General features: G+C 68.0%; 7 protein-coding genes. 3 read left to right on the forward strand and 4 right to left on the reverse strand.

From position 1 onward, the window contains the following. Positions 1-18: 18 nt before the first annotated feature. Genes cobM through ABZX86_RS04165 form a run of 4 tightly spaced genes read right to left on the reverse strand, consistent with a single transcriptional unit; the run spans position 19 to position 3,124 of the window. Positions 19-777 (reverse strand): precorrin-4 C(11)-methyltransferase, encoded by a 759-nt coding sequence (gene cobM, locus ABZX86_RS04150; RefSeq protein WP_355119750.1) that lies wholly within the window; start codon positions 775-777, stop codon positions 19-21. 58 nt (positions 778-835) lie between these two features. Next, a complete protein-coding gene (locus ABZX86_RS04155) occupies positions 836-1,261 on the reverse strand; it encodes a PPOX class F420-dependent oxidoreductase (protein WP_355119752.1) in 426 nt (141 codons plus the stop codon). Positions 1,262-1,310: 49 nt separating this feature from the next. Next, positions 1,311-1,949, reverse strand: a complete 639-nt coding sequence (locus ABZX86_RS04160) for a response regulator transcription factor (RefSeq protein WP_355119878.1) — start codon at positions 1,947-1,949, stop codon at positions 1,311-1,313. Positions 1,950-1,969: 20 nt separating this feature from the next. Then, complete coding sequence (locus ABZX86_RS04165) at positions 1,970-3,124, reverse strand: sensor histidine kinase (RefSeq protein ID WP_355119754.1); 1,155 nt, start codon at positions 3,122-3,124, stop codon at positions 1,970-1,972. 130 nt (positions 3,125-3,254) lie between these two features. On the opposite strand from ABZX86_RS04165, the gene ABZX86_RS04170 reads away from it, so the two are divergent. The 3 genes from ABZX86_RS04170 to ABZX86_RS04180 are packed head-to-tail and all read left to right on the forward strand — an operon-like array spanning position 3,255 to position 6,137. Beyond that, positions 3,255-4,304, forward strand: a complete 1,050-nt coding sequence (locus ABZX86_RS04170) for an ABC transporter permease (protein WP_355119756.1) — start codon at positions 3,255-3,257, stop codon at positions 4,302-4,304. A gap of 26 nt (positions 4,305-4,330) precedes the next feature. Further along, on the forward strand, positions 4,331-5,056 hold the full coding sequence (locus ABZX86_RS04175) for an ABC transporter ATP-binding protein (protein ID WP_355119758.1): 726 nt from the start codon (positions 4,331-4,333) through the stop codon (positions 5,054-5,056). Positions 5,057-5,105: 49 nt separating this feature from the next. After that, complete coding sequence (locus ABZX86_RS04180) at positions 5,106-6,137, forward strand: LLM class flavin-dependent oxidoreductase (RefSeq protein ID WP_355119760.1); 1,032 nt, start codon at positions 5,106-5,108, stop codon at positions 6,135-6,137. Positions 6,138-6,225: the final 88 nt, after the last annotated feature.

Below are 6,225 nucleotides of genomic sequence, written 5' to 3' on the forward strand. Positions count from 1 at the left end.
TCACCGCATTTCGGAGTTTCAGCCAGTGAGATGCGTCCTGTTCCGAGCCGGATCGTAGAGGTGCGACTGCGCGCAATCGACTGATTCCGCCAGCGCCGGCCCGACCAGAATCACCGCCGCCTGACGCAATTGGGCCGCCTCCACCCGGTCCGCGATATCGGTGAGAGTGCCTCGCAGGACCTGTTGTTCGGGCTGACTGGCCCGGTACACGACCGCCACCGGACAGCCCGGGCCGTACTCGTCGACCAGTTCCCCGGCGAGGGTTCGAATGCGCGTGACGGCCAGATGCAGCACCAGGGTCGCGCGGGTCCGCGCGAAATTCCGCAGCGCCTCCGATTCGGGCATAACGGTCGATCGAGCCTGTGTGCGCGTCAGCACCACCGACTGGACCAGTTCCGGGACCGTCAACTCGGCGCCCAGCACCGCCGCTGCGGCGGCGTAGGCCGGAACACCGGGTGTGACATCCCAGGGGATGCCGGCGGCATCCAGCCTGCGCTTCTGCTCGGTCAGCGCCGAATAGAGGGACGGATCACCCGAACACAGCCGGGCAACGTCCCTGCCCTCGGCATTCGCCCGGGCGCAATGCTCGATGATCTGGTCCAGATCCAGGCCCTGGGTGTCGATGAGCTCGGCATCGGGGGCGCAGTGGGCCAGCACGCCGGGATCGAGATAGGTGCCCGCGTACAGGCAGACCGGCGACCGCCGCAGCAGCTCCACCGCGCGCACGGTCAGCAGATCCGCCGCACCCGGTCCGGCCCCGATGAAGTGCACAGTCATGCCGCGAGTCTGGCATTGCCCGGCGCGCGAACCCTCCGCAGGGGAGGCGATCGGCGAATCAGGCGGTGGCGTCGAAGTGCGCGATGACCTTGGCCGGATGCAGGCGGACGACCAGTTCACCGGCGACGCCATTGCGCTTGCCGAATTCCTCGGCCCGGTCCGCACCCATATACCGGGCGCCGATGAGCGTGGCCGTGCGGACGAGTTCGTCCAGGTCCTCGGAGACCGTGGCCACACCCTGCACCTGTACGTGGGGGTAGGGCGGGCCGTCCAGGTCGACGCACAGCGCCAGGCGGCTGTCGCGTGCGATCGCCTTGCCCTTGGCGGTGGCCTTACCGGTATTGAAGACGATGGTGTCGTCCTCGACGATGAACCAGACCGGCGTGACCAGCGGCCTGCCGTCGGCGGCGATGAACGCGAGCTTGGCGGTGCGGGTGCCTTCGGACAGGAATTCCCGCACGCCGGGATCCGAGAGTGAGGTCATAGGGCCACCGTAGGACGTCCGTCCCGGAAACAAGATCAACGAAACCGGGTCAGATGGCTCCGCGTTCGCGCGCCCGGGCCACCGCCGAGGTGCGGGACTTCACGCCGAGCTTGGCGTAGATGTGCACGAGATGGGATTTGACGGTGGTCTCGCTCAAGAAGAGGCGGCGGCCGATCTCACGATTGGAGTGGCCGTCGGCGACCAGGCGCAGCACTTCGATCTCGCGGGGACTGAGCGTGGTGTCCGGCTTGCGGACCCGGGTCATGAGGCGTGAGGCCACGGACGGGGACAGCACGCTTTCGCCCTCCGCGGCCGAGCGGACGGCGGCCAGCAACTCGGCGGGCGGGGTGTCCTTGAGGATGTAGCCGCAGGCGCCCGCCTCGATGGCGCCGAGGATATCGGCGTCGGTGTCATAGTTGGTGACCACCAGGACATTCGGCGGATCGGGCAGCTCGCGAACGGCGGCGGTGGCGTCCGCACCGGACTTGCCCGAGCCGAAGCGCAGATCCATGAGCACCAGATCGACCTGATGGGTGGAGCAGAAGGCGACGGCCTCCTCCGCGGTGGCGACCTCGCCGATCACCTCGATATCCGGGCCGGAATCACTTTCGGCCACACCGGAATCCAGTAGAGCGTGCAGGCCCGCGCGGACGATGGCGTGATCGTCGGCGAGCAGAATGCGGATCACGTGCTTCCCTCCTGGAAATGTCACTGCTCCTCCAGCGGGAACGAGACGGTGACCGCGGTATGGCCGGGCTCGGACTCCACATCCATGGTGCCGCCCTGCTGCTCGACGCGACTGCGCATGGCATTGAGACCGAAAGTGCCGGAAGGGGGTTGGGCGAGCACGGCCGGATCGATGCCCACGCCGTCGTCGACCACATCCAGGTGCACCGCATCACCGCCGTAGGTGAGGGTGACGCGCATGCGCTGAGCCCGGGCGTGCCGCACCACATTCGAGACCGCGCCCTGGGTGATGCGCACCAGGGCGGCCTCCATCGGCATGGGCAGGCGGTGCGGTTCGCCCTCCACCAGAATCTGGGCATCGAGTCCGGGTGCGGTGGCGCGCTGGGCGATTCGGGTGAGCGCACCGGCCAGCGACTGGCCCTCCAGCGCGACCGGCGTGAGTTCGGCGATGAGATGGCGGGTTTCGACCAGGCTGTCGGCGGCGGTCTCGCGGGCCAGCCGAATCTTTTCCAGCGCAGGATGATCCGGAGCGGCCCGCTCCACAGCGTGCAGCAGGAGCTGAATACTGCTGAGCCCCTGGGCGACCGTGTCGTGGATCTCGTGGGCCAGGCGTTCGCGCTCGGCCATCTTGCCGGCGGTGCGCTCCTGTTCGGCGAGAGTGTTTCGGGTGTCCAGCAATTCGTCGATGAGGCGCTGCCGCTCGGCGGCCTCGCGGAACAGCGCGCCGTAGCCGAGCCCGATGGCGACGGCGACCAGCGCGCCGAGCACCGGTCCGATCACCGCGCCCATGGTCCAGCCTTTGTGCGAGGCGTACCCGACCACCGACACCACCGTGGTGGCGGTGACGGCGAGCAGGCCCCAATTGCGCGGCAGCAGGTGCAGATAGAGGAAGAAGAGCCCGAACACCAGATAGACCGCGTCCGGAACGAAGGCCACCAGGCCCAGCCAGAGCACGGTCAGCGCTACCAGCCACACCCGCGCCGCGAACAGCCGGCGGCGGAACAGGCCCCCGGCGAAGTACACGCCCAGGAAGACACCGGTCAGCACCACCACGAAGAACGGATGGGCGTCGGCGATGATCGCGCGCACCGCGACCACGATCGTCAGCGCCACCACCATGACATGCAGACCCAGTTGCATGGCGGAGAAGACGGGGGTCAGTGGCGATCGGTGCACGCCGACCAGCTTATGCCCGGCAACTCGGGCGGCATCCATCGAAAGTAGGAAACGCCGCACCTCCGTTGGCTGATCAGGTTTCGTTCCGCTGCGCGATGGTTTCCCGGGGTTTCGCGGACAGAGTGAAGTCATGTTCGTAGCACTCCGAGATCTGCGGGCCGCCCGCGGCCGCTTCCTCCTCATCACCCTGGTGGTCATGCTGGTCGCCCTGCTCGTCAGTTTTCTGAGCGGGCTGACCGCCGGGCTGGCGCACCAGAATATTTCCGCCATCCAGTCGCTGAACACCAGCACCGTGGTCTTCTCCGACAACGGGTCGGCGGCCTCCTTCGACTCCTCGACGCTGAGCCCGGAGCAGGTGTCGGCCTGGCAGCAGGCCGGCGGCACCGCCGACCCGATCGGCATCAGCCGGGCCCGGGCCACCAAGGACGGCGCCTCCCCCACCCAGGTCGCCATGTTCGGCGTCGAAGGCACACCCTTCGGCAATCGTGTGGCAACCGATCCCGGGCAGGTGGTGCTCTCCAAAGCCGCCGCCAAGAACCTGCATGCCGGCGCGGGCGACACCGTCATGCTGGGGTCCGGCAACTTCACGGTGCGCGGCGTGACCGATGACGACTGGTACGCGCACACCCCCGTGGTGTGGATGACGCTCTCCGATTGGCAGGCGCAGAATCCGCGGGCCGGTGCGGCCACCATTCTCGCGGTCTCCGGTGTGAGCGATACCGCCGCCGTGAACGCCGCGGCGCACACCACCACGACCTCGTCGAAGGATTCGCTGTCGGCCATGAGTTCGTACAAGGCCGAGAACGGTTCGCTGACGCTGATGACGGTCATGCTGTTCGCCATCTCGGCCCTGGTGATCGGCGCGTTCTTCACCGTCTGGACCGTGCAGCGCGCACCCGATATCGCGACGCTGAAAGCCCTTGGCGCTACCACCGGTTCGCTGGTGCGTGATGCCCTGAGCCAAGCGCTCGTAGTGCTGCTGATCGGCGTGGGCATCGGTGTCGGCCTGACCGCAGTGGCGGGCATATTCATCGGCGACGCGGTGCCGTTCATCCTCAGCGTGAGCACGACCCTGTTCCCCGCCGCCGCCCTGGTGCTGCTCGGCGTGCTCGGCGCGGCGTTCGCCCTGCGCTTCCTCGCCACCACCGACCCGCTCGACGCCCTCAATCAGGCGCGCTGATCACCATGTCTCCCAGGAGTTTTGCGATGACCAATTCCCTGAAGGTCGCCGACCTCACCCTCACCTTCCCCGATGGCGCCGAGACCATTACGGCGCTCGACCACGTGAACCTGTCGGTGCGCGGCGGCGAGATCGCGGCGATCACCGGCCCCTCCGGATCCGGCAAGTCCACGCTGCTGGCCGCCACCTCGACCCTCGTCCGTCCCGATTCCGGTCGCGTCGAGCTCGAAACAGCCTCCGGGACTGTCGATCTGGCGAAGCTCAGCCGCCGCGAAGCGACCACGGTGCGCCGCGATTCCATCGGCATCGTCTTCCAGCAGTCCAATCTGATTCCCGCGCTGACCGCGCTGGAGCAGTTGGAGGCCATGGTCCATCTGGGTCAGACCTTCTTCGTCTCGCCCGCCCGGCGGCGCGAAGCCCGTTCGCACGCAAGCGAACTCCTCGCCGCGGTCGGACTGGGCGACCACCGGAACAAGCGCCCCGCCCAGCTGTCGGGCGGTCAGCGCCAGCGGGTGAATATCGCTCGCGCCCTGATGAACAATCCGTCGCTGCTCGTCATCGATGAGCCCACCAGTTCGCTGGATCAGGAGCGCGGCGCGGCCATCATCGACCTGATCGTCAAGATCGCGCGCGAGCACAATGCGGCGACCCTGCTGGTCACCCACGACCTGTCCCATATGCATCAGATGGATACCGTCTACCGCATGGTCGACGGCGTCCTGAGCTTGGAATCCGCGAAGGCCGCCGCCTGAACCAACCTCCGCCGGTGCACCGCACCGCACCGTCCACGAGGATGCCCGCATGGAACTCGTGACCTCGCTGCCCGCCGACACTCCGCTCTCGGAGGTGGCGGCGCGGGTCCGGCGGATCGAGGACCTCGGCTTCGACACCGTGCACATCTCCGAAACCGTGCGCGACCCGTTCAGCGTGTGCACCCTCGCCGCCGAACACACCACCACGCTGACCATCCGAACCAGCATGATCGTGGCCTTCCCGCGCAGCCCGATGCTGACCGCCTGCGCCGCCTGGGACCTGGCCCGCTTCTCCGGCGGCCGCTTCCAACTCGGCATCGCCTCCCAGGTCCGCGGCAACATAGTCGGCAGATACTCCACCGGGTGGACGAATCCCGTTGCGCAGCTGGCCGATTACGCGGCGAGCCTGCGCGCCATCTTCGCCGCCTTCCAGGACGGCACCCGCCTGGACCACCACGGCTCCCACTACGACTTCACCCGCCTGCAGCCCTACTTCAACCCCGGCCCCCTCGACGTCCCCGCCCCCACCCTCTGGATGGGCGGCGTCAACCGCCGCATGTGCGAACTGGCAGGCGCCACCGCCGACGGCTTCGTAGCCCACCCCACCGGCTCCCACCCCGTCTCCCTGAAAGACCACGTCCTCCCCGCGCTCCGCACCGGAGCCGAACAGTCCGCCCGCACCGACGGCGGCCCCCGAATCATCGTGGTCCCCAAGGCAATCACCGGCCGAGACGAAGCCGCTGTCACCGCCGCCCGCGAGACCCTCCGCCCCGAACTGGCCTTCCTCTACTCCACCCCCGCCTACCGAGGCACCCTCGACCGCCTAGACCTCCCCGACATAGCCGACCGCCTAACCCAATCCGCCCAATCCGGCAACTGGAGCGCCCTCCCCCAAATCCTCACCGACAAAATCCTGAAAACCCTAGTCCCCCAAGCCCCCTACCCAGACCTCCCCCCACTCCTGAACTCCTGGTACGCCCACACCTGCCACGGCATCTCCCTCGACGTCCCCCCAACCCCCGCCGACGACCCCGCCTTCCACACCATGCTCACCACCCTCCGCGCCATCCCCCCACCGTAGGCATTTCATCGAGAGGGCTCTCACGGTGGCGACACGCCGATAACCGCCACCGTGAGAGCCCGCGCGATGAAGAAATAGGGTGCGAGGC

Source organism: Nocardia sp. NPDC006630, from assembly GCF_040611495.1.
GTDB lineage: Bacteria > Actinomycetota > Actinomycetes > Mycobacteriales > Mycobacteriaceae > Nocardia.